The organism is Sulfitobacter sp. LC.270.F.C4, assembly GCF_032922545.1.
GTDB lineage: Bacteria > Pseudomonadota > Alphaproteobacteria > Rhodobacterales > Rhodobacteraceae > Sulfitobacter > Sulfitobacter profundi.
This window is the reverse complement of record NZ_CP136692.1, coordinates 3,060,512-3,082,147: the sequence shown is the minus strand read 5'-3', so window position 1 is coordinate 3,082,147 and position 21,636 is coordinate 3,060,512. Positions and strand designations below refer to the sequence as shown.

General features: G+C 57.1%; 20 protein-coding genes. 6 read left to right on the top strand and 14 right to left on the bottom strand.

Features of this window, described 5'->3' with window-relative positions; translation table 11 throughout:
* Positions 1–8 precede the first annotated feature (8 nt).
* Genes xdhC through xdhA form a run of 3 tightly spaced genes read right to left on the bottom strand, consistent with a single transcriptional unit; the run spans position 9 to position 4,693 of the window.
* Positions 9–890, bottom strand: coding sequence for a xanthine dehydrogenase accessory protein XdhC (gene xdhC / locus R1T45_RS18955; protein ID WP_317389906.1), 882 nt, complete (start codon positions 888–890; stop codon positions 9–11).
* A 3-nt stretch (positions 891–893) separates the two neighbouring features.
* Entirely contained in the window at positions 894–3,212 is a 2,319-nt protein-coding gene (gene xdhB / locus R1T45_RS18950) for a xanthine dehydrogenase molybdopterin binding subunit (protein WP_317389905.1), read from the bottom strand.
* A gap of 17 nt (positions 3,213–3,229) precedes the next feature.
* Positions 3,230–4,693: a xanthine dehydrogenase small subunit gene (gene xdhA, locus R1T45_RS18945; RefSeq protein WP_317389904.1), complete on the bottom strand. Its 1,464-nt coding sequence runs from the start codon at positions 4,691–4,693 to the stop codon at positions 3,230–3,232.
* Positions 4,694–4,850: 157 nt separating this feature from the next.
* Here xdhA and R1T45_RS18940 point away from each other — a divergent pair, with 157 nt between their 5' ends.
* Positions 4,851–5,753 carry a LysR family transcriptional regulator gene (locus R1T45_RS18940; RefSeq protein ID WP_120350337.1) on the top strand — a complete coding sequence of 301 codons (903 nt, stop codon included), beginning with the start codon at positions 4,851–4,853 and terminating at the stop codon, positions 5,751–5,753.
* Positions 5,754–5,897: 144 nt separating this feature from the next.
* On the opposite strand, the gene R1T45_RS18935 is transcribed toward R1T45_RS18940, so the two are convergent.
* On the bottom strand, positions 5,898–7,130 hold the full coding sequence (locus R1T45_RS18935) for a urate hydroxylase PuuD (RefSeq protein WP_317389903.1): 1,233 nt from the start codon (positions 7,128–7,130) through the stop codon (positions 5,898–5,900).
* Positions 7,131–7,230: 100 nt separating this feature from the next.
* Here R1T45_RS18935 and R1T45_RS18930 point away from each other — a divergent pair, with 100 nt between their 5' ends.
* Positions 7,231–8,130, top strand: coding sequence for a LysR family transcriptional regulator (locus R1T45_RS18930; RefSeq protein WP_120350339.1), 900 nt, complete (start codon positions 7,231–7,233; stop codon positions 8,128–8,130).
* A gap of 24 nt (positions 8,131–8,154) precedes the next feature.
* Here the strand turns inward: R1T45_RS18930 and uraH are convergent, their stop codons facing one another.
* A complete protein-coding gene (gene uraH, locus R1T45_RS18925; RefSeq protein WP_067628535.1) occupies positions 8,155–8,508 on the bottom strand; it encodes a hydroxyisourate hydrolase in 354 nt (117 codons plus the stop codon).
* A 150-nt stretch (positions 8,509–8,658) separates the two neighbouring features.
* Here uraH and puuE point away from each other — a divergent pair, with 150 nt between their 5' ends.
* Genes puuE through R1T45_RS18910 form a run of 3 tightly spaced genes read left to right on the top strand, consistent with a single transcriptional unit; the run spans position 8,659 to position 12,032 of the window.
* The gene (gene puuE, locus R1T45_RS18920) at positions 8,659–10,071 is read left to right on the top strand and encodes an allantoinase PuuE (protein ID WP_120350340.1); all 1,413 of its coding nucleotides are present in this window, start codon (positions 8,659–8,661) and stop codon (positions 10,069–10,071) included.
* Entirely contained in the window at positions 10,068–10,550 is a 483-nt protein-coding gene (locus tag R1T45_RS18915; protein WP_120350341.1) for an ureidoglycolate lyase, read from the top strand. The genes puuE and R1T45_RS18915 overlap by 4 nt, the downstream gene beginning before the upstream one ends.
* A 57-nt stretch (positions 10,551–10,607) precedes the next feature.
* The gene (locus R1T45_RS18910) at positions 10,608–12,032 is read left to right on the top strand and encodes a nucleobase:cation symporter-2 family protein (RefSeq protein WP_317389902.1); all 1,425 of its coding nucleotides are present in this window, start codon (positions 10,608–10,610) and stop codon (positions 12,030–12,032) included.
* Positions 12,033–12,405: 373 nt separating this feature from the next.
* Here the strand turns inward: R1T45_RS18910 and R1T45_RS18905 are convergent, their stop codons facing one another.
* From R1T45_RS18905 to bhcA, 6 genes are all read right to left on the bottom strand, one after another.
* Positions 12,406–13,407, bottom strand: a complete 1,002-nt coding sequence (locus R1T45_RS18905; RefSeq protein ID WP_317389901.1) for a type I glyceraldehyde-3-phosphate dehydrogenase — start codon at positions 13,405–13,407, stop codon at positions 12,406–12,408.
* A 2-nt stretch (positions 13,408–13,409) separates the two neighbouring features.
* On the bottom strand, positions 13,410–13,916 hold the full coding sequence (locus R1T45_RS18900) for an AmiS/UreI family transporter (RefSeq protein WP_132444889.1): 507 nt from the start codon (positions 13,914–13,916) through the stop codon (positions 13,410–13,412).
* Between the two features lie 66 nt (positions 13,917–13,982).
* Positions 13,983–14,948, bottom strand: coding sequence for an iminosuccinate reductase BhcD (gene bhcD, locus R1T45_RS18895; protein WP_120350345.1), 966 nt, complete (start codon positions 14,946–14,948; stop codon positions 13,983–13,985).
* Between the two features lie 169 nt (positions 14,949–15,117).
* On the bottom strand, positions 15,118–16,281 hold the full coding sequence (gene bhcC, locus R1T45_RS18890; protein ID WP_120350346.1) for a 3-hydroxy-D-aspartate aldolase BhcC: 1,164 nt from the start codon (positions 16,279–16,281) through the stop codon (positions 15,118–15,120).
* Positions 16,282–16,317: 36 nt separating this feature from the next.
* Positions 16,318–17,289 (bottom strand): beta-hydroxyaspartate dehydratase BhcB, encoded by a 972-nt coding sequence (bhcB, locus tag R1T45_RS18885; protein WP_120350347.1) that lies wholly within the window; start codon positions 17,287–17,289, stop codon positions 16,318–16,320.
* The gene (bhcA, locus tag R1T45_RS18880) at positions 17,289–18,479 is read right to left on the bottom strand and encodes an L-aspartate--glyoxylate aminotransferase BhcA (protein WP_317389900.1); all 1,191 of its coding nucleotides are present in this window, start codon (positions 18,477–18,479) and stop codon (positions 17,289–17,291) included. Before bhcA ends, bhcB begins: the two co-directional genes overlap by 1 nt.
* Before the next feature lie 169 nt (positions 18,480–18,648).
* Here bhcA and bhcR point away from each other — a divergent pair, with 169 nt between their 5' ends.
* The gene (bhcR, locus tag R1T45_RS18875) at positions 18,649–19,497 is read left to right on the top strand and encodes an HTH-type transcriptional regulator BhcR (RefSeq protein WP_317389899.1); all 849 of its coding nucleotides are present in this window, start codon (positions 18,649–18,651) and stop codon (positions 19,495–19,497) included.
* Here the strand turns inward: bhcR and R1T45_RS18870 are convergent.
* The 3 genes from R1T45_RS18870 to R1T45_RS18860 form a co-directional block, all read right to left on the bottom strand.
* Positions 19,478–20,347 carry a bifunctional allantoicase/(S)-ureidoglycine aminohydrolase gene (locus R1T45_RS18870; protein WP_120350349.1) on the bottom strand — a complete coding sequence of 290 codons (870 nt, stop codon included), beginning with the start codon at positions 20,345–20,347 and terminating at the stop codon, positions 19,478–19,480. The two genes, bhcR and R1T45_RS18870, sit on opposite strands and share 20 nt — an antisense overlap.
* A 264-nt stretch (positions 20,348–20,611) precedes the next feature.
* On the bottom strand, positions 20,612–21,247 hold the full coding sequence (gene maiA, locus R1T45_RS18865) for a maleylacetoacetate isomerase (RefSeq protein ID WP_132444897.1): 636 nt from the start codon (positions 21,245–21,247) through the stop codon (positions 20,612–20,614).
* 4 nt (positions 21,248–21,251) lie between these two features.
* Positions 21,252–21,503: a homogentisate 1,2-dioxygenase gene (locus R1T45_RS18860; protein WP_411041348.1), complete on the bottom strand. Its 252-nt coding sequence runs from the start codon at positions 21,501–21,503 to the stop codon at positions 21,252–21,254.
* Positions 21,504–21,636 lie beyond the last annotated feature (133 nt).

Genomic DNA, 21,636 nt, shown 5'->3' with positions numbered 1-21,636 from the left:
CTGGCCAATCAGGCCAGTCTCCCCGTTCGGCCCAGATATGCGCGCCCATGGGGCGCTTCTATTGCCCCGATCGGGGCGGTTGCGGCAGTTTCAGTGGTCAATTCAGCGATCACCTCGGCAACCACGAAGGCTGCAATGACGCTGGGCCGCTTGTCGCGGCTACCGCATGCCCCAATGGGGCAATTCAAATCTTCGATCGTTTGGCCGTCGCAGTGCATGCGCGCCCAGTTTTTAAATTTTGCGCGCTTGGTCGCTGAGCCGATCAGACCGACGTACAAGGCATCACCCCGTTCCAACGCGGCGGAGGTCAGCAGAAAGTCTAACGCATGATCATGGGTCAGAACGATAAAGGCACTGCCTGCTGGCGCGCTCCAGATATCGGCCTCTGGCAGCACGCTGATACGGGTCTCTACCGCTGCCGTATTGAGAGCGATCTCCTCGGTTCGGGTGTCAATCAGGATGCATCTGACGGGCAAATGTTGAAACAGGTCGGCCAAGGCCCGCCCGACATGACCGGCCCCCATGACATAGACCTGAGGCAGGGCGGCTTTTGTCTCGCGAGCCCGGTCCGCTGCGGCGCGCTTGTCTGATGACCGCATCCGTGTCAGGCGGATTTCGACCCTTCCCCCGCAGCATTGGCCGATCTCAGGGCCAAGCGGCACGTCCAACTCTCGCACCAAATCTCCACTCTGCAGCATGTCCCGCGCTGCTTGGATGGCCAGAAATTCCAGCTGGCCACCGCCTATCGTTCCCCAAAGCCCTTGGGCAGAGGCAAACATCTCAGTTCCCTCGTTCCGGGGGGAGGAGCCACGTACGCGGGTCAGTGCGACGCGAATGACCGATGCATGTGCCGCAAGAAATTCATCCAAAGAAACGGCGTTATTCGACATGGTTCACCCCTCGGCCTGCAACCGTGCCACAGCCAGCAACACCCGTTCCGGCGTGGCCGGCGCATCAAGACGCGGACACGCGCGGTAGTTGGCCACCGAAGCGACGGCCATCGACAGCGCTTCGAACACCGAAATGCCAAGCATGAAGGGCGGCTCTCCTACCGCCTTGGAGCGCTTCACGGTCAGTTCGCGGTTCTCCGACCAGTCGGCGAGGTTCACGTTGAATATGCGGGGGCGGTCGGAAGCGAGGGGAATTTTGTATGTAGAGGGCGCATGGGTCCGCAGTCGTCCGGCATTGTCCCACCATAACTCTTCGGTTGTGAGCCAGCCCATGCCTTGGATGAAGGCGCCCTCAACCTGACCCCGATCAAGTGCCGGATTAAGGGACCGGCCCACGTCATGCAGGATGTCTGTGCGCTCAACACGATATTCGCCCGTCAGCGTATCGATTGTCACCTCAGAGCATGCCGCGCCATAGGCATAGTAATAGAACGGGCGCCCTTGGCCTTTGCTGCGGTCCCAGTGGATCTTTGGTGTCTTGTAGAATCCAGCCGCCGAAAGCTGCACGCGGGCGAGATAGGCCTGTTTGATAAATGCATCAAAAGTCAGGATTTCTTTGCCGATGAACACTTTATTGGCGTGGAAACTCACCTCTTCTGCAGGAACATCCCAAGTTGTTGTCGCAAATTCGACGAGCCGCGCCTTGATCTGTTCTACCGCGTTGAGCGCGGCCATGCCGTTCAGGTCGGTTCCGCTGGAGGCGGCAGTCGCTGACGTGTTCGGCACTTTCTCAGTGGTGGTTTTGGTAATCTTGATCTGCTCAAAATCGACCTGAAACGCCTCGGCGACAATCTGTGCCACCTTGGTGTTCAACCCCTGACCCATCTCGGTGCCGCCATGGTTCAGGTGGATCGACCCGTCGTTATAGACATGTACTAATGCGCCGGCCTGATTGTACCACGTCGCCGTGAAGGAGATCCCGAACTTAACCGGGGTCAGCGCAATCCCCTTTTTAAGAACCGGCGAGGTCTTATTGAAGGCAATGATATCCTTTCGGCGCTGGCGGTAGTCGGAGGTGGTTTCCAACTCCTCGACAAGCCGTTCGAGAATGCTGTCTTCGACTTTCTGATGATAGGGCGTGATGTCTCGCCCTTCGCCGCCGTAGAAGTTCGCCTTGCGCACGTCCAGTGGATCTTGGCCTGTGGCATAGGCGATCTCTTCGATAATTCGTTCAGCCGCCACCACACCCTGCGGGCCGCCAAAGCCACGAAAAGCCGTGTTGGAGACTGTGTTGGTCTTCATCGGATGGCTTTCAAGCCGCACATTCGGGTAAAAATAAGCGTTATCGGCGTGAAAGAGGGCACGGTCGGTCACGGGGCCCGAGAGGTCGGATGAAAAACCGCACCGTGCAGCAAAGCTGCCATTCACCGCTTCGATGCGTCCCGCTGCGTCGAAAGACACATCGTAATCGATTACAAAATCGTGGCGTTTCCCCGTAGCCGTCATGTCTTGGTCCCGGTCGGGGCGGATCTTCACGGCGCGGTTCCACTTTTTCGCCGCCATTGCGGCAACAGCGCAGAACAGGTTCATCTGGCTTTCCTTGCCGCCGAACCCGCCGCCCATGCGGCGCACGTTCACCACAACCGCATTCGAGGGCACGCCGAGAACTTGAGCCACCATATGCTGCGCCTCGGAGGGGTGCTGCGTGGAGGAATGCACGATGATATCATCGTCTTCCCCGGGAATGGCCAAGGCGATATGCCCTTCGAGGTACATGTGGTCCTGTCCGCCTACAGCGATCCTGCCCTTGATCCGATTGCTGGCGGTTTCAAACGCCCCATCGACATCGCCGCGTTCGAGTTTCAACGGAGCGGTGACGTGTGGGTATCCCGCCTGTTGCGCCTGAATGGGATCAAGCGCATGGGGTAAAACATCACAGTTGATCTTGGCTTTTTCTGCGGCGTGGCGCGCAATGTCCCGTGTCTCTGCGATCACCGCAAACAGGGGTTGGCCATGAAATTGAATCAAATCAGTGGGGAAAACTGGCTCATCATTCAGTTCCGTGGGGCTTAGGTCGTTGACGCCTGGCACATCCTCGGCGGTTAGGATGCCGATCACGCCCGGAGTTGCCAGAACATCGGTATAGTCGATGTCCAAAAGCGTCGCATGGGCAACATCCGAGACACCTAGATAGGCATGCAACGTGCCTTCGGGCAGCGTAATGTCGTCGGTGTAGTCTGCCGCGCCCGTGACGTGTTTTGACGCGCTGTCATGAATGCGGTCGCTGTGGGCGGTGCCGGTAATGGAAACGTTGTCTTTCATTTTTGCGTCTCCTTGCTTTAAGCGTTGATGAGTTGAACGGGAGCGGCGCTTTGCGCATCCTGTTCCAGATAAAAACGGCGCAGAAGATTCTGAGCAGAGAGCTTTCGATACGCCGCGGAGGCGCGCCAGTCCGTAAGCGGTTCGAAATCCTCGGCCAGCGCTGCTGCGGCGGCCTCGAAGTTTTCTCGCGTCCAGCGCTGACCATTCAGCGCAGCTTCTGCCGCCGTCGCACGTTTGGGTGTCGCGGCCATGCCGCCAAAGGCAATGCGGGCATTGCTGATGACGTTTCCGGTTACCGTCATATGGATGCCAACGGCCACCGACGAGATATCCTCGTCGCGCCGTTTGGAGATTTTATAGGCGGCGTTCAAATCATCGGGGCCGGGCAGGGGAACCTGAATGCTCTCGACAAATTCCGCCGGTGCGCGGTCCTGCTTGCCATAGTCTATAAAGAACTTTTCAAGAGGCACGTTTCGACGGGCAGCACCGTGGCGGAGCGTGATCTCTGCGCCAAGCGCGATCAGGACGGGCGGGGTATCACCGATAGGAGAACCATTGGCGATATTGCCCCCGACCGTGCCCATGTTTCGCACCTGCCATCCCGCGATACGGTTCCAGTAGGGGAGAAGATGAGGCAGGTGCTCTGACAGAATGGCCTGACAATCGGTGTAGCTGGCCCCGGCCCCGATTTTTAGCTGCCCTCCTTGACGCTCAACTGTTTTCAGCGCGTTCAGATGGCCGGTGAAAATCGCGGGCCCGATTTTACGCAGAAATTTTGTCACCCAAAGCCCGACGTCTGTGGACCCCGCCACGATGGTTGCGTTCGGGTAGCTCAAAAGGCAATCGGCCAGATCATCCACGTTAGCCGGGATGATGCTCAGGTTGTCTTTGGGTCCGGAGACGATGCGCCTGCCATGCTGAAGCGCTTGCAGTTGCGTCGTTATCTGCGCGCGTTCGGCATTCAGAAGATCCGATGATGGCGTGCCATAGCGCGACACGGCCACCGCTGCCTTGATGATGGGCTCATAGCCGGTGCAGCGGCACAGGTTCCCCTGTAGGGCCGTCTCAACCTCTTGCGATGTTGGTTCGGGCGCCTGCATCCAGAGCGCATAAAGCGACATGACAAATCCGGGCGTGCAGAAACCACATTGGCTCCCGTGATGTTCAATCATTGCTTCCTGAACAGGGTGCAGCCGACCTTTCGGGCCGGAGAGATGCTCGACCGTGACCACATGACAACCGTTGATCGAGGCCAGAAACCGAATGCAGGCATTGATGGGCTCATAGACCAGCCCGGCATTGCCAAGCCGGCCCACCAGTACGGTACAGGCGCCGCAATCGCCTTCGGCGCAGCCTTCTTTTGACCCGGTCAGACGGCGTTCGAGCCGAAGAAAGTCCAAAAGCGTTTGGCTGGCTGAAACGTCGTCCAGCGCCACGTCTGTGCCGTTGAGAATGAAACGGATGTCGCGTTGATAGTCCAAGGGGTGCCTCCCAATCGCCAGTCTGGCTGTGATCGTCGCCGCTACGATAGACACAGTTGTTTAGGTAAAAAAATCACCGGAAACGCTAAATACTTTCAACAGAACGTTGAAAATTCATCGGACCTTGGGCATGTTATGTGGAAGGAGGGAGCGCTGTATGTCTTATATCGAAAGCTTGCGCGTCTTCGTTCGCGTGATGGACTTGGGAAGTATCACAGCGGGCGGGCGGGACCTGAGGCTGACGCCAGCAGTCGCCAGCAAGCGTTTGAAAGAGCTAGAGAAACATCTCGGCGTGCGCCTGTTTAACAGGACGACCCGCTCGATAACCCCGACAGAGGTCGGTACCGTTTTTTACGATGAGGCCCATGCTATTTTGCAGGCGCTGGATAACGCCGAGGCCCGGGTCGCCAGCTTTTCCGACGCCCCGCGAGGGGCCCTGCGGATCACGGCACCGCTTGGGGTCGGGCGTCGAATAGTTGCACCTTTGGTCCCGGAATTCTCTGAAACCTATCCTGACACTGAGATAAGGATGCGGCTGTCCGACCGACGGGTAGACATCATGGCAGACGGGCTCGATATCGCCTTCTTCATCGGGGAGCCGAGTGATTCCACGATGAAGCTGCGAAAGTTCGCGGATTGCGATCGGGTCTTATGTGCCTCTCCGGATTATCTTTCGCGTTGTGGAACGCCGATGACGCCTGACGATCTTCACGATCAGGCGCACAACTGCCTTTTGCTCCGGTATCCAAGATCGCCAGAGTATTATTGGACACTTCAGACCGATATGGGCCCCCGAAAGCTGGAGGTTCGCGGTCGGTTCGATGCCGATGACGGTGATGTACTGACCGATTGGGCGCTGGCCGGGCGTGGGATCATCAACAAGCCGCGCTTTGATGTGCGTGAACACCTCAAGTCGGGACGACTTGTCGAGGTATTACCGCACACTCCGCCAAAGCCGACCATTTTTGGCTGCCTGTATCCCCACAAAAAGCTTCAGGATCCAAAGGTTCGTCTGTTCGTTGATCACATCGCACGAAACAGCAAACGCTTCTTCGTCTGAGTTCGACGCCCGTTCAGCGTTGCACTCTGGTGTGACGGATGGCCGGGTGCCTGCCGCCGCGCCAAAGGTTTTTTGCCAATTGCAGTAGTGAACGCGCGCTGTCGGTGCCGATAAATCTTTGAAATAAATGCGGAATGCGGAGCGTTACTGGTTACGCACTTCGCGCACCCAAGCGACAATATTGCGTCGCGCTTCCTCGTCCATTTGTACGGCATTTGGCGGGGGCATGGCGTGGCTCACGCCCGCTTGGAGATAGATCTGGTCCGCATGACGCGCAACGTCGCCGGGGGTCTCAAGGTAGACCCCCTTTGGCGCCCACTGCATGTTGCCCCAGACTGGTTCTCGGGCATGGCACATAGAGCAATTGCCGATGACGGTATCGTAAGCGCTCTCGAACCCCTCAGCAGAGGCATAGGCCTGCTCATATGCCGTCAGATCTCGGGCTTCTGCGTCCTCCCATGTCTCCCCCGTTCTGATGGTGGAAAGCCATGCGATCAAAACCATAAGCAGCACGGTCACCGCCCAAGTCCAATGCGGACCGGAACCGGTTTTGTGCATCGTGTTGAAGTAGTGGCGAATGGTGACACCGGTCAAAAAGATCAGGCTTGCAATGATCCAGCTGAACTCTGTTCCAAATGCCAGCGGGTAATGGTTCGACAGCATCAGGAACACCACCGGCAAGGTAAGGTAGTTGTTGTGGGTCGAGCGCACCTTGGCGATCTTGCCGTATTTCGCGTCAGGTGTGCGACCGGCCTTAAGGTCTTCGACAACGACCCGTTGGTTGGGCATGATCTGGAAAAACACATTGGCGGTCATGATCGTCGCCGTGAAAGCGCCGAGATGCAACAACGCCGCCCTGCCGGTGAAAATTTGGTTGTATCCCCATGACATGATCACAAGGATTACGAACAAAAGCAGCATCAGAACTGTGGGGTGGTCGGCCAATTTGGATTTGCACATCGCATCATAGAGCAGCCAGCCAATCGTTAAGGAGCCGCCGGAGATCAGGATGCCCTGAAACAGCGAAATATCGGCTTTGGTGGGGTCGAGTAGGAACAATTCACCGCCGACCCAGTAGATGATCATCAAGAGCGCCGCCCCTGACAACCAAGTGCTGTAGCTTTGCCATTTGTGCCATGTCAGGTGCTCTGGCATCCGGGCGGGCGCGACCAGATATTTGACTGTGTGATAAAAACCCCCGCCATGTACTTCCCATTCTTCGCCGTAGGCGCCGTCGGGCAGGGCGTCGTTTGGTTTAAGCATTAGATCGAGCGCGATAAAATAGAACGACGCACCGATCCACGCCATTGCAGTGATCACATGTAGCCAGCGGACGCTGAACGCGATCCAGTCCCACAGAATTGCCAAATCGTACATGGCTGGTCTCCTTAGATTCGAATTTTCTAACACCCTAGGCGAGACGGGTTTGTTCTGGTATCGCCGTAAAGGACCAAGCAGCATCAAAAAAGACAGAATAATGTCCTACTTCGATAACATCCGCACTTTTGTGCGCGTCTATGAACTGGGCAGCATGTCTGCCGCGGGGCGGGATTTGCGGATATCTCCAGCTGTTACGTCATCACGGATTTCACAATTAGAAGAACGGCTTGGCGTCAGACTTTTTCAACGGACGACACGCAGTCTATCCCCGACCGAGCAGGGCAAGTCGTTCTACCGCGGGGCGACTGAAATCCTCGAAGCCGTCGAAAGCGCCGAGGCGCAGATCGTCAACATCACCGAGAACCTGAAAGGATCGCTCTATGTTGCGGCGCCTTTAGGTGTCGGTCGTAGGTTAATCGCCCCGCAGGTCCCGGGTTTCTTGAAGAACTATCCCGAAGTCAGCGTGAGGTTGCGTTTGTCCGACCGGAAAGTGGACTTGACCACAGAGGGTCTGGATTTGGCATTCTTTCTGGGGCAGCCCGAGGACAGCAATCTGCGCATCCGAAAAATTGCAGACGTGGAGCGGGTGCTCTGCGCATCGCCGGACTATATTGCGCGCCGTGGCATGCCCGACAGCGGAAGCGCGCTGGTGGCGGAGGGGCATGAATGCCTGAGCCTTCGCTTTCCGGGGGCGACCGAATTTCAATGGCGGCTAACGACACCGGACGGCCCCAAGCGATTTCGTGTCTCGGGGCGCTATGAGTCAGATGACGGGGACGTGCTCACCGATTGGGCACTTGCCGGTCATGGCGTCGCAATGAAGCCGGTTTTCGAAATTGCAGAACACTTGCGGACCGGCGCTTTGGTGCCTGTCGCTGAAAAGACGCCTCCCGAGCCGATTCAGATGGCGTGCCTATTTACGCATCGCCGTAGACAGGACCCGAAAACGCGCCTTTTCATGGAGTTCATGGTTGATCGCATCGCCGCGACAATCTAGCGAAGCAATCAGTGGGCCGAAGCCTCAGCTTCCGCGATATGTTGAGTATCCGAAAGGAGAAAGCAACAAGGGCACGTGGTAGTGCGATTGCTCGGACATCCCAAAGCGGATCGGTATGACGCCTAGAAACCGGGGGTCTTCAGGCGGCGTGCCGCTTGCATCCAGATAAGGGCCTGCGTGGAACACCAGTTCATATTCGCCCACTTCGAACTCTGCTTCAGGCAGGATTTGTTCGTCAGTGCGCCCGTCGTTGTTCGTCGTAAGCGTTTTCAACAGATGCCGTTCAACACCGCTGATGCGAAACAATTCAATTTTCAGCCCTTCGGCGGGGCACCCAAGGGCGGTGTCGAGGACATGGGTTGTAAGATAGCCGGCCATTTTTAACTTCTCCTGAAACGCTGTCTGTTTCTAGGCTGAATGCCTTTAAGTGACAAATCTCCACTAACAGAAGGCTCCTTTAAAATTTTTTTGAAAAACAGATCCATTTTTCCTGTTTAGGTTGGGTTTTAGAAGAAAAGGAATATTTGCGTGAAACGTTACCCAAGAGATATGACCGGCTATGGTGGCGCTGTACCAGCGGCGCAATGGCCGAATGGCGCAAAAATCGCCGTTCAGATCGTGCTGAACTATGAAGAAGGTGGGGAAAACAATATTCTCCACGGTGATGCTGCGTCTGAAGCGTTCCTATCGGAAATCACCGGGGCCGCTCCCTGGCAGGGTCAACGCCATTGGAACATGGAATCGATCTATGAATACGGCAGCCGCGCCGGGTTCTGGCGTGTTCACAAACTGCTCAAAAACACGCCAATTACTGTTTATGGTGTAGCAACCGCTCTTATGCGGGCGCCCCAGCAGCTCAAGGCGATGAAGGAGGCGGGCTGGGAGATTGCCAGCCATGGTCTGAAATGGATCGAACACAAGGATATGGAGCCGCAGGAAGAGCGCGCCCAGATCCGCGAGGCAATCCGCCTCCATACCGAAGTGGTGGGGGAGGCCCCGCGCGGCTGGTACACCGGACGCTGCTCTATGAACACTGTGGACCTTGCCGCCGAGGAGGGCGATTTCGCCTATATCGCCGACAGCTATGCTGATGATTTGCCCTACTGGGTGCGGGCTGGTGGTAAGGACCAGTTGATCGTGCCTTACACGATGGACTGCAACGACATGCGCTTTGCGATTCAAGCGGGATACACGAACGGTGATCAGTTTGAGAGCTATCTCAAGGATAGCTTTGACATGCTCTATGCCGAGGGGGCCGAAGGTGCGCCCAAGATGCTTTCGATCGGTTTGCACTGTCGTCTTATCGGGCGTCCGGGGCGCGCAATGGCGTTGAAGCGCGCCTTGGAACATTTCGCGAAACACGACGGGGTCTGGTTCGCCACAAGGGAACAGATCGCCGATCACTGGGCAAGCCTGCACCCGCCTGCCGAGGGGACCGCGCCATCTGATATGGACAGGGGAACCTTTGTCGCGGAATTTGGTGGCATGTTCGAACACAGCCCTTGGATTGCCGAGGGTGCCTTTGATCTTGAGCTTGGTGCGACCCATGACAATGCAGCAGGCATTCACAACGCACTGGCGCGTGTGTTCCGTAACGCATCCGAAGAACAGCGGCTGGGTGTGCTGACTGCCCACCCTGACTTGGCGGGAAAACTGGCGGCAGCCGGGCGCCTCACAAAGGAAAGCACCGCCGAACAGGCGGGTGCCGGACTGGATTTGCTGACCGACGAAGAACGGGAGACCTTCCAGAACCTCAACGCTGAATACGTTGAGCGGCACGGCTTTCCTTTCATCATCGCCGTGAAGGACAACACCAAATCGAGCATTCTTGAGGCATTTCACCGCCGTATCAAAAATGACCGCGATACCGAGTTCTCCGAAGCCTGCCGACAGGTTGAGCGAATTGCAGAACTGCGCCTGATTGAGAGGTTTGCATCATGAACAACGTTTTGACGGCAACCACAATTAATTCCGATGCCATTGCGGGGCTAGCAGAACTGATCGATGCATCAGACACGCCCGACAAGTTCATAAACCAAGGGCGTTGCGGACGTTTTCATGATCGGGCGACCCTCGACGTTGATGGTCGCGTAGGGGTCAGCGTCTTTCAATCCACATCGTTCTCCATGCCTTTCAAAATGGAAATGATGGAGCGTCATCCTTTGGGCAGCCAAGCTTTTCTGCCGATGCAGGAAGGCGAATATCTGGTCGTGCTAGCCGAAGATAAAGACGGTGCTCCGGTTGCGCCCCGGGCCTTTATTGCTGGGCCGGGGCAGGGCGTAAACATCGGGCGCAACGTCTGGCACGGGGTTTTGTGTCCGCTGTCCGATCCGGGGCTTTTCATGGTCGTCGACCGCGTCAGCGAGGGGCCAAATCTGGAGGAACATTGGTTCGATGAGCCATTCATCATCGAGCGATAATAAATAACTCGGCAAAAAAAGCGCCGGCTCACGCATCCATAGGGAGGGACAATTATAATGTCTGATGCATCCATCGGAACGCCGGACCAACTCCGCGATCCAAATTACACCCCGCCGCTCACAAAAGCGGTGCCGCTGGGGATCCAGCACGTGCTGGCGATGTTCGTATCGAACGTCACTCCGGCGATCATCGTGTGCGGCGCTGCAGGTTTCGGCTTTGGCTCAAACAGCCCTGATTTCTCGCAAATGATCTACATGATACAGATGTCCATGTTCTTTGCCGGGGTCGCGACGCTGTTTCAGTCGATCGGCGTAGGTCCGATTGGCGCGCGCTTGCCGATCGTGCAGGGGACATCGTTTGCCTTTATTCCAATTATGATCCCGCTTGTCGCCGGGAAGGGCGTGGACGCGATTGCGGTCCTGATGGGGGGTATCGTCGCCGGTGGCCTGTTCCACGCCTTTTTGGGGCTATTCATCGGCAAGCTTCGTTTTGCACTGCCGCCGCTGGTCACTGGCTTGGTCGTGACCATGATTGGCCTGGCTCTGGTCAAGGTCGGTGTTCAATATGCGGCAGGGGGTGTGCCTGCAATCGGCACCGAAGAATACGGCTCCGGGCTCAACTGGTTCATGGCAGGTACCGTGATTTTGGTGACCCTTGGCCTGAAGTTCTTTACCCGCGGCATGCTTTCTGTGTCGGCCGTTCTGATCGGCCTTTTGGTTGGCTATGTCGTCGCCTTTGCGCTTGGTCAGGTCAATCTTGGCAATGTAGGTCAAGCGGCAAGCTTTGCGCTGCCGAACCCGCTACACTTTGGCATCGAATTCTCGGCCGCCGCGGTCATCGGCTTTTGTGCCATGTCTTTCGTCTCGGCCATCGAAACTGTTGGCGATGTTTCCGGGATCACCAAAGGGGGCGCAGGCCGGGAGGCGAGCGACCGCGAAATCCAAGGGGCGACCTATGCAGATGGGATCGGCACGGCCATCTCGGGCATGTTCGGCGCGCTGCCCAATACGTCGTTCAGTCAGAACGTAGGTCTCATCGCCATGACGGGTGTGATGAGCCGGATGGTCGTTACAATCGGGGCGATTTTTCTGATCATATGCGGTCTTGTTCCCAAAATCGGTGCGGTGATCTCTTCGATCCCGATCGAAGTGCTGGGCGGTGGTGTCATCGTGATGTTCGGCATGGTGGTCGCGGCTGGTATCTCGATGCTGTCCGATGTGAACTGGAACCGTCGCAACATGGTCATTTTTGCCATCGCGCTGTCACTTGGTCTGGGCCTGCAGCTTGAGCCGGATGCGCTTCAGTATCTGCCGGGCACGCTGAAAGTCCTAGGGACTTCGGGCATTCTGCCTGCGGCCCTCATCGCCATCGTTCTTAATCTGGTACTGCCCGAGGAGCTTTCGGGTGAAGCCACCGAGGAAGTCTCTGGTGGTATGGCAGGACAGGGGAGCGGATCACTCGCGCAGAGTGACCGCGTCTGATGTCGCTTTCGCGGTGAGATGATTGCTGCGGAATAGGAATAGCAAATGCGGCGCAGGTCTCTGCGCCGCATTTTTTTCGTGGGTAACTGCTAGGGCTGGAAGAAGTGCGCGCCGAGATCGCCGGGTTCATTTCGGGACTTGGCCAGCCCGACGGAGAGCAGCGTCAAAGGGGGCGGCTCAAACAGATAAAGGATATATGGGGGTTTCAAAACACTAGGCGATGCCACCTCCAAAGGCCGCAACGATAGCTGCACCTGTGCCAGCGTGCAGCTCGCCTGCGCTGGTTTGCCCAAGGTTCAGACATAGCTCACAGAGCGGGGCCCTCATCTGAAATACATCTTCAACCTTTCAGAGGTGCGTCATTCCCGGCAGATCACCGGCTTCTCGCCGCGAGGCGTTCCGCCATTTCAAGCATGCGTGCTGAGAAGCCCCATTCGTTGTCGTACCACCCAAAGACGCGCAGCTGGCGCTGTTCGATCGATTGCGTTTCGGGAAGGGCGATCACCAGAGATTCAGGGCGGCTCCGAAAATCGGTCGAAACACAGGGGTCTTCTGTCAGACCAATGAGGGTCGAGTCTGCAAAGGCTTCGCGCAAGAACTCGACAAAAGAACCTTCGGGCCTTTCCAAGATTTGCAGCGTCGCATCGATTGCCGAAACTGAGATGCAGGGAACCCGGACGGCGCTGACACTGAGGCGTCCGTGAAATTCTGGCAAGACGTTAAAGATTTGATTAAGCGCGCTGGTTGTTGTCGGAACCATTGAGACAGCAGCAGCACGGCTTCTTTCAAGACTGGCACCGGGCTGGTCAACAGTCGGTTGGCTCCCGGTGTAGCAATGAATGGTCGTGACATGTGCTCTGGAAATTCCAAGCCCTAGATCAATCGTGCGGAGGAGGGGGGCGATCGCATTGGTCGTACAAGACGCATTGGACACGATCCGCGCATCGCCAAGTTCTTGTTCGTTGGCGCCTAAGACAACCGTCTGGTCGGCGACCTCGGACGGGCCGGAAATCAGAATATTCGATGCCCCAGCGTCGATGCCTGCTTCTGCAAAGTCTCTATCCCTGACCCTTCCGGTGCATTCCAAAACAACATCCACACCGCGTAAATCCAAGGCCCGCAGGTCCGGTTCGCAGGTAAATGGGATGGGGCGACCGCCAATTGTTATCTGGCGATCTCCCGTTTCCACTTGGAGAGGTAAAGGACCGAAAACACTGTCGTAGCGCAGCAGGTACGCGCAAGTTTCGAGTGGCGCGATATCGTTGATGCCAACGACTTTGACGGCGGACTGGCTTTCATTTTGTAAAATCTGGCGCAACAAAGTCCTGCCGATGCGACCAAAACCGTTGATAAAGACACTTAGCTGGCGGGTCACGTTCAAGCTCCGTACATCAGGAAAAGGGCGGGCAGCCAGGCGGTCAGCACGCCGCTTAGGAGTGTGGCAACTGCTGTTTGATCTTGAACCGGTTTCTTCAACGTCAAAGTGACGAAATACATGAACCAAAGACCCGACCAAATAAGCCAGCAAATGCCCAGCCAGATATCAATGAATTTCGCTGCAGAGGCGAGGGCTAAAAAGGCCTGAGGCAACACGGAAAGAGAGACAAACAGGCTGAACCATCCCAAACCGCGGCCATCGGCGCCATTCAACCGGTTAACCGCCACCCAAAGGTAGGTCGCGCTGAACAGCAGCGTCAGGGCAACAGAGCGGATTTCATCCCCGGTCGTGGCGCGCACGAGTGACACAGCGGCGACTGTGGCGGTAATTGCCGCTGTGGCAAAGTTGATGACAACAATCTCTCGATCCGAGATGCGCCCAGACATCCAAAGACCATTCAACACAAGAACTGCCCCCACAAACAGCAGGGATATTGGCAAAAACATGAAACCTACCGTTTGTGCGCTGAAAGAAAGTCTTTCGGTTTCTGGGCCAGTTCAATGTGCCTTGGCTTAGAAGTCCACGTCGATTGCGACGCCCTGTTCAACGGCCAAATCAACGACTTTGGCCGCCACCGCGAGGTCCTGAAGGCCCACGCCGGTCCCGTCGAACAGTGTGATTTGATGATCCGACGTGCGGCCCGGATTGGTCCCATTGATGACCGCGCCAAGCTGGGCGACATCCGTGTCCTTGATAAGCCCTTCAGCAATGGCATGTTGCGCCTCGCCGATGCTCACGGACTGTGCGACCTCATCGGTGAACACCGAGGCCCGTGCCAGCAAGGCCGCTTCGACCTCCTGTTTGCCTTTGGTGTCGGTGCCCATGCAGGCGATATGGGTTCCGGGGCTGACGTGATCGGCCATCAAAGACGGTGAAAAGGCGGAGGTGATCGAGATGATGACGTCGGCTTCGGTCATGCCGGGCAGATCGACGGCTTCAAAGGGAACCCCAGCCTCATGCGCGACTTTCTCGATATTGGGTAGCATCTCTGGGTGGTAGTTCCAGCCGATCACCTTCTCGAACTTTCGCTGCTCCAATGCGGCACGTAGCTGGAAGGTGGCTTGGTGGCCTGCGCCTACCATGCCGATGACGGTCGCGTTTTCACGTGCCAAGTGCTTGATCGAAACCGACGAAGCCGCCGCCGTACGCAACGCTGTCAGCAAATTGCCACCGACCATCGCTTTGACCTTGCCGGTGTCAGGATCGAACAGGAATACGGTGGACTGGTGGTTGATAAGGTTGCGTTTTTCAAGATTGTTCGGCCAGTATCCACCGGCCTTCAATCCCAAGCTCAACCCGGCGCGATCAAAACCGCCTTTGAACCCGTAAAGCGCATCTTCGTGCCCAATCGCTTCGCGTACGACGGGGAAGTTGTAGGCGTCGCCGGAGGCCATTGCGGCAAAGACTTTCTCGATAGCATCAAAAGCTGCCTCGCGGGTCATTAGGTTGGCGATCTCACGTTCAGGTACGATCAGCATGTGTCTCTCCAAATATTTCGTTTCAGAAGACTCCGAGAGGTTCGCCAATGGCTTGAGAACGTCGCGCCGCAGGTTGGGGCGGAAAAGAGTATTCTGACACGCTTCAAATCAGTTCGCCCATGTGCCCGCCGGAAGCAGACACATGGGGCAGTTGTCTTACATCGCTAGATCAGTAGGCGTGACCGCGTGCCGAAACTGGCCAGAGGCATTCAACCTTGCCGTTCCGAACACCAACATACCAATCATGGACGTTGGCGGTCGGATCGCAGTGACCCGGAACCAGCTTCAGCTTGTCGTTGACCTTCAACGCGCCGTTTGGGTCCATCACCACCCCATGCTCGTCCGAACACTTGATATATTCGACATCATCGCGCCCGTAGATCACTGGCAATCCGCTATCAACAGACTGAGCCTTGAGGCCAGCGTCGACGATCGCCTTGTCCGCCTTTGCATGGCTCATGACGCTTGTGAGGATGAAAAAGGCATTCTCCCATTCCCCTTGGTCGATGCGTTTGCCGTCTTTGTCGAGGATGCGCCCATAGTCCGCGTCCATGAAGGCATAGGAGCCGCACTGCAGTTCGTTATACACACCCGAGTTGGACTCGAAATAGTAGGAGCCAGTGCCGCCACCGCCGACGATGTCACAGTCCAAACCTTCGGCCTTCAACGTATCGACCGCATCTTTGACCATCGCCACGGCGATATCGATTTTCGCCTTGCGTTCGTCATAGCTGTCGAGGTGCTGCATTGCGCCTTGATAGGCTTGCAGGCCGGAAAACTTAAGCCCCTCGGCACCGTCGATGGCCTTGGCAATCGCCACCACGTCACGCGTGGTGGTCACACCGCAGCGCCCCGCGCCACAATCGATTTCGACAAGACATTCGATCTCGGTGCCATGTTTTTGCGCCGCCGATGACAGATCAGCCACATTGGCAAGGTCGTCAACGCAACAGATCGTGCGGGCGCCAAGCTTGGGCAGACGGGCGAGGCGGTCGATTTTGGCGGGATCGCGTACTTGGTTCGAGACGAGGATATCTTTGATGCCGCCCCGCGCAAAGACTTCGGCCTCTGAGACTTTTTGGCAGCAGACACCGCATGCACCGCCGAGCTTTTCTTGAAGCCTTTGGACATCGACCGACTTGTGCATCTTGCCGTGGGTCCGGTGGCGCATGCCGTGCGCCTTGGCGTAGTCTCCCATTTTCTTGATGTTGCGCTCCAGCGCGTCAAGATCAAGCACAAGGCTCGGGGTTTGGATGTCGGCCTCGTCCATGCCCGGTTTTGCCGGGATATCGTAGCCCACTTCGAATTCGTCGAGATTGGTCATATCTTTCATGTCCGTGCTCCTTCGTTTTTCAGTCGATATTTGAGATCAGGCGGCGTTCAGCCACGGCAGCTTGTCGAGGTCGACATTGCCGCCCGTGATGATCAGGCCGACGCGCTTGCCCCTAAAGGCTTCGGGGTTCTTGAGAACTGTCGCAAGCGGCACAGCAGAGGATGGCTCCATGACCACGCGCAGATGCTTCCAGGTCAGCTTCATCGCCTCAATGATCTCTTGCTCGGATGCCGTGTAGATTTCGGACACGTGGTTTGAGACAAAATGCCAAGTCAGGTCCTTGAGCGGGACCAGAAGCCCGTCGGCAATGGTCTTGGGGGCATCGTCGGCGATGATATGACCCGCCTTGAAGCTGCGGTAAGCGTCGTCTGCCTGTTCAGGCTCGGCCGCGATGATATGAGTTTCGGGCGCGAGGGTCGCGAGGGTGAGGCAGGTGCCCGATATCATGCCGCCACCACCGATTGGCGCCACCACAGCATCAAGGCCATCCGTCTGCTCAATGAATTCTTTCGAACATGTGCCCTGTCCGGCGATCACTCGGGGATCGTTGTAGGGGTGTACGAAATCGCCCCCTGTCGCAGCTTGCACCTCGGCAAAGGTCGCCTCACGGGAACTGGTCGACGGCTCGCATTCGGTAATGACACCGCCAAAACGGCGCACCGTATCCTTCTTTGCCTGAGGGGCTGTGCGGGGCATCACCACGTTGCATGGAATGCCGCGCTTCATAGCGGCATAAGACAGGCAGGATGCATGGTTGCCTGAGGAATGTGTTGCGACGCCTTTGGCCGCCTGCTCCTCGCTAAGCCCGAACACCGCGTTCGAGGCGCCCCTCACCTTAAAGGCACCCGGCTCTTGAAAGTTCTCGCATTTGAAGAACAGCTCGCAACCGGCAAGTTCGTTGAGGTAGTCCGAGGTGCGGATCGGCGTGCGGCGAATATAGGGGCCGATCCGCGCGTGGGCGTCCAACATGTCCTCGTACGTCGGGATGTACATCTGGTAATCCTTCATCACGCCGCGTCTTTTTGCGCTGCCGCGGTATGGCCGCGATAGTATTCTTGGGCCGCCGCGACCCCGGAGCCGAGTTTGATGTCCAATCCAAGATCGACCATGCACATTTCTGCGGTCGCGATGCCGGAGAGTGCCATGACATCCGTCAGGCTGCCGAGGTGGCCAATCCGGAAGACCTTGCCGGCGACCTCACCGAGCCCCACACCAAAGGCCACGCCATACTTGTTGGCGGCATGTGTCACGATATCGGTTGCGTTGAAGTCTTCGGGCGTCCGAATGGCGCTGACAGTGTCAGAGTAAACCGAAGGGTCCGTGGCGCAAAGTTCAAGGCCCCAAGCGCCCACCGCCGCGCGCACACCCTCCGCAATCCGGAAGTGCCGGGCAAACACGTTCTCCAGACCTTCGGTCAGCAGCATGTTGCAGGCTTGGTTCAGACCGTTCAGCAGTCCCACAGCAGGCGTATAGGGATAGGCGTTGTTTGCGTAGCCTTTGGCCATGTCGTGTGCGTCGAAAAACGTGCGGGGCAGAGTGGCGGTTTTGGTGGCCTCCATTGCCTTGGGTGAGAAGCCAACAATGGCGAGGCCAGCGGGCAGCATGAAGCCTTTTTGTGACCCGGTCACGGCAACATCCACGCCCCATTCGTCGAAACGGAAATCCATTGAGGCAATCGACGAAACACCATCCACCAACAGCATCGCTGGATGGCCCGATGCGTCCAGCGCACGGCGCACGGCCGCAATGTCTGATTTCACGCCGGTGGCTGTTTCATTATGCGTGGCGAGAACGGCCTTGATCTCATGGCTTTTGTCAGCGGTCAGGATCTCTTCGTAGCGATCCGCCGGGATCCCTGCGCCCCATGCGGTTTCGACTGTCTGCACAGCAAGACCATGACGCTGGCACATATCGATCCAACGATGGCTGAACATGCCGTTGCGTGCCGCAAGCACTTTGTCACCCGATGAGAGCGTGTTGGTCAGCGCAGTTTCCCACCCCCCCGTGCCGGTGGACGGAAAAATGAAGATTTCTGCGTTGTCGCTTTTGAGGATCTTACGAACACTTGCGCGAGCGGGATGTAGAATTTGCCCAAACAGCGGTGACCGGTGGTCGATCGTAGGCATGTCGCAAGCCTTGCGCAGGCTCTCGGGAATGTTGGTCGGGCCCGGGATGAAAACGGGATTTTGAAAGCTCATGGACGGTCTCCTTCCGTTGTTGGCTTCACAATAGACGGAACCAGCGCGAACCGATATTTTTTTGAAATAGGGTTTCAGTTTTTGGGTTCATGCGTAAAGATGAATGTTGTCAGTGCGTTATATTTTTCACATGGTGATTTCGTCTTTCACATAGAAACGAAAGGTTCTTATGGAATCTCAAGACAATGGTTCAGGAACTGGTCGGAAAGCACGCGGAAGGCCCCGTGGCTGGACGGACAAGACCGCGCAGAACACGATCAAATCGCTCGACCGGGCCATGGAGGTGTTCGAGTATCTCAGCGAAGCGCAGGGCAAGCCGCTCTCTAAGCTGGCAGATGAGATGCGCCAATCGCCAGCGACCGTCTACCGTATCCTTGTAACCCTTGAGGGCAGGGGGCTGGTCGAATTCGATCACGAAGAGCAGGTTTGGTACATTGGTCCGCGCGCGTTTGTGATCGGCGCGCGTTTCCTTCGGCGCACAAGTCTTGTCGATCGAGCGCGACCCATCATGCGAAAGCTGATGGAAACGACCGGTGAAACAGCTAATATCGGCGTCGGAAAAGAAGAGGCGGTCCTGTTTCTGAGCCAAGTGGAGACACATGCGAACATCCGCGCCTTTTTCCCGCCCGGCAGCCTTTCTCCGATGCATGCATCCGGCATTGGCAAGGCGTTGCTCGCATATATGGATCCTGAGCGTTTGGACAAACTACTCTCGAAGGGGCAGATGACGCGGTTTACCGCACATACGATCATCAATCCGACGGCCCTGCGCCAGAATCTCGAAGCCATTCGGGAAAGCGGCTTTTCAGTTGATAATGAAGAGAGGAACGAAGGCATGCGCTGTATCGCGGCGCCGGTATTCGACGTGAATGGCGAAGCTGTCGCGGGAATTTCGATATCCGGGCCAACCAGCAGGGTCGGCGCGTCCGAGGTCGAAGAATTGAGCCGCCCCGTCATCAAGGCGGCTCACCAATTGAGCTTCGCAATCGGGGGCAGCGTTACTCGGCCGCAGCCTTGAGGCGCTGATGTTGAGGGTATGACGCGGCGCCGGGACGGAGCGCCATATGGCGATTTACGTCCTTGTAAAGCAGGTACCGGAACCGCCCCGGGCCACCCGCATAGCATGCCTGGGGGCAAAAAGCGCGGAGCCACATGTAATCGCCAGCCTCGACCTCGACCCAATCATTGTTTAGATTGTAAACGGCTTTGCCCTCCAACACATAGAGCCCGTGCTCCATCACATGTGTCTCAAGAAAGGGAATGACGCCGCCCGGTTCGAATGTCACAATCGTGACATGCATGTCGTGGCGCAGGTCGGATGGGTCGACAAAGCGGGTCGTCGACCATTTGCCATCTGTGCCCGGCATGGGCGTCGGTTCGATGTCGTTTTCGTTCAGGACCAACACATCGGGCATATCCAACCCTTCGACGGCCTCATATGCCTTGCGCACCCAATGGAAGCGCAAGACTTCATCGCCTTCGTTTCGCAGGGTCCAGGCGCTCGACGGGGGCAGGTATGCGTAACCGCCCGGGCTCAGCTCGTAAGTCTCGCCCCCGACACGCAAAGTGGCCGCGCCTTCCACAACGAATAATACGCCCTCGGCTTCCGGATCCAATTCAGCCTTTTCAGAACCGCCTCCGGGCTGTACCTCCATGATGTATTGCGAAAATGTCTCGGCGAAGCCGCTCATCGGGCGCGCGATGACCCACAGGCGCGTATCCTCCCAAAAAGGCAAAAAGCTGGTGACGATATCCCGCATCGTACCTTTTGGGATGACCGCATAGGCATCCTTGAAAACTGCGCGATCAGTGAGAAGCTGCTCTTGCCCGGGATGTCCCCCGTGTGGCGCGAAATATTTGGTGCTCATGGATGCTCCGGAAGAAAAAGACTGTTTATGCGAGGGTATTCGATGCGGCTAGGGGGCGACCACCAGCAAAGTGACGACAACTCTATTCGGTGAGATTTGAAAATAGGCGTGATAGGGCCAATGTCGATTGCTTCAGGTTAGATGCCCGCCTGTTTTCAAGATCGCCAGAGGCGTTCGAGGTGTCGCCCCGGACGTCCATTGAGACACGCAGCATCAGTCCCGGCGGTATTGCCGCTTTCAGCCCATGAAGGCATGAGCTGCCCTTCAATTGGCGTCCGGCTGATTTTCGGGGCGTGCGGCGTCAAAGGCCGGGAGGCGCAGGGCCTGCTGTTCGATCTCAAGCAGCCGCGCGAAGGGTGTCATCTCAACGCCCCACCGGTGGGCGTTGTAAAGCTGCGGGATAAGGCAAAGGTCGCAAAGCAGCGGTTGATCGGCAAAGCTGAATTTCGGGCCGTCCGGCAGCAGCGCTTGATAGGCGTGCAGCCCTTCAGTCATCCAATGGCGCATCCATGCTGTTCCTTCATCCGCGGTCAGTCCGTGATGGGTTTTCAGGTGGCTGACCACCTTGAGGTTGTTGATCGGATGAATGTCCGTCGCGATCAACTGAGCGGCGGCCAGTACCTGAGCCCGCTCAAACGCAGGCTCGGGCAAAAGGGCAGGGTCTGGCGCGATCTCGTTCAGATAGGCCATGATTGCCAGCGATTGGGTCAACGCCCGCCCGTCTTCAAGAAGCAAGGTTGGCACCCCCTTGATGGGGTTCTTGGCCACATAGTCTGGGCTGCGTTGGTCCCCGGCCACGAGGTCCACCGGAACCACCCGATAGGGCAGGCCCTTGAGATTTAGCGCTATCCGCACGCGGTAAGATGTGGTCGAGCGCCAATAGGAATAAAGCGTAAGCATCGCGTTATTTCATGCCCGGCGTGCTGTCGAACTTCATTTTCATATCCGCCCAGCCGTCGATGTAATCATCCTGAGGCTGTGCCTCTCCTCTGGAAAGCGGCACCCCGTAAAGGCCATAGCTGCAGTTCTGCGGGCTGTTCATGATTTGGGGCAGGGCATCGGGGAGCGCTTTGGGCTCGAAATAGTCGCCACCGGGCATACAGCTGGGCCTGTCCCCTCTGGCCGGATTGAGCCCGTTTTTGTCAGTGCCAGTCATCAATCTTTCCCCTCCCCTCGATCCTTCATGCGTCGGCCATAAACCATGCCAGAACCGCCGTTTCAGAATCGTTACAATTGCAACTAATAGGGAGCCGTGGGACAATCCGTCAAGAAAATTCCAGGTGCAACGA